We start from the raw sequence: 1,159 nt of genomic DNA on the forward strand, positions 1-1,159 counted from the left end.
AGTGTCAGTACAAGTTATGCCTGATGACCATAGCAAGTTGGTCCCACCCCTTCCCATCCCGAACAGGACCGTGAAACAACTTTGCGCCGATGATAGTGCTGCAACCAGTGTGAAAGTAGGTTATCGTCAGGCTTGTTATTCGCAGTAGAGAAAAACCCGTCAAGCAATTGGCGGGTTTTTTTCGTCTGGTGGTTTTGTGGGTTATGTCTGTGGTGTTTGTCGGCTTACGCGCTGCGCGCTAAGCCGACCTACGTTCGTTTGCGGCTGGCCAGGCCGGGTAGGTCGGATTAGCGCGGCAAGGCCGCGCGTCATCCGACAGCAACGCCTGCCGACCAGGCCAATTCGCGGTTTATCGCGATAAAATGCCGCTTTTCGTCCCATCTTCCGGCAAATTGCTATATAATTCGCCTCCTCAGATCAGATGGTTTGCTGCCCCGTTGGGAGCAAGCTGTTGAAAAAGTTATGCCTGATGACCATAGCAAGTTGGTACCACCCCTTCCCATCCCGAACAGGACCGTGAAACAACTTTGCGCCGATGATAGTGCTGCAACCAGTGTGAAAGTAGGTTATCGTCAGGCTTGTTATATAAAAAAACCCCGCGTGTGCGGGGTTTTTTTTCGTCTGTCGTCATTGCCGGCTTACACGCCCCAGGTGATGCTGTCGCCTTCGGCCTTGGCCGAACGCAGCATTTCCATCAAGGGGAAGGCGCGCTGTGAAAAATGCACTTTCTGTGCGCGCGCATGCTCGCCCGTTTCACCGTCTTCCAGCGTTTCCGGCGTATGGGCATCGTGTTCGATGTCCGTTTCCGGGTGCAACTTGCTTTCCGCGACTTCCTTTTCCAGCAAAGCCAGTGCTTCGCCCGCTTCCGCCGGAGTGATGACGCCGCGCGCCGGGCTCTTGTGCAAGATGTCGAGGATGCGCTGGGCATGTTCCTGGTACATCATGACGGGAGGGGAGGATTTGGATTTGAAAGAGATCAGCATAGGAACTTTCTGAAACTTGTTGTTGGTGTCGAAACAATATCACGACTTGAATTGTCACACAGGCCGTCCGATTGCCCAGCTTGCCCATTTGCAAGCGGGATATAGCCATCTGTTGGACAGCGCACCAATTTACAAGAGCGGCTTGCGGGCGGCTCTCTTTTTAAGTGATCGTTAAG

The 1,159-nt window shown here is 53.5% G+C and carries 2 protein-coding genes and 2 rRNA genes; 2 read left to right on the forward strand and 2 right to left on the reverse strand.

The window, feature by feature from the left end; genetic code table 11:
- Positions 1-19: 19 nt before the first annotated feature.
- A 5S ribosomal RNA gene (rrf, locus tag JaAD80_RS29795) occupies positions 20-132 on the forward strand.
- 333 nt (positions 133-465) lie between these two features.
- Positions 466-578 (forward strand): 5S ribosomal RNA (rrf, locus tag JaAD80_RS29800).
- A gap of 60 nt (positions 579-638) precedes the next feature.
- Here rrf (JaAD80_RS29800) and JaAD80_RS29805 read toward each other — a convergent pair.
- Together JaAD80_RS29805 and JaAD80_RS31290 are read right to left on the reverse strand one after the other, a co-directional pair.
- Positions 639-983, reverse strand: a complete 345-nt coding sequence (locus tag JaAD80_RS29805) for a DUF1840 domain-containing protein (RefSeq protein ID WP_102299773.1) — start codon at positions 981-983, stop codon at positions 639-641.
- The coding region (locus JaAD80_RS31290) for a hypothetical protein (RefSeq protein WP_219726914.1) at positions 977-1,159 on the reverse strand (183 nt) is incomplete at its 5' end. The genes JaAD80_RS29805 and JaAD80_RS31290, both read right to left, overlap by 7 nt.

It is taken from the genome of Janthinobacterium sp. AD80 (assembly GCF_002878455.1).
In the GTDB taxonomy this organism is placed as follows: Bacteria; Pseudomonadota; Gammaproteobacteria; order Burkholderiales; family Burkholderiaceae_D; genus Janthinobacterium.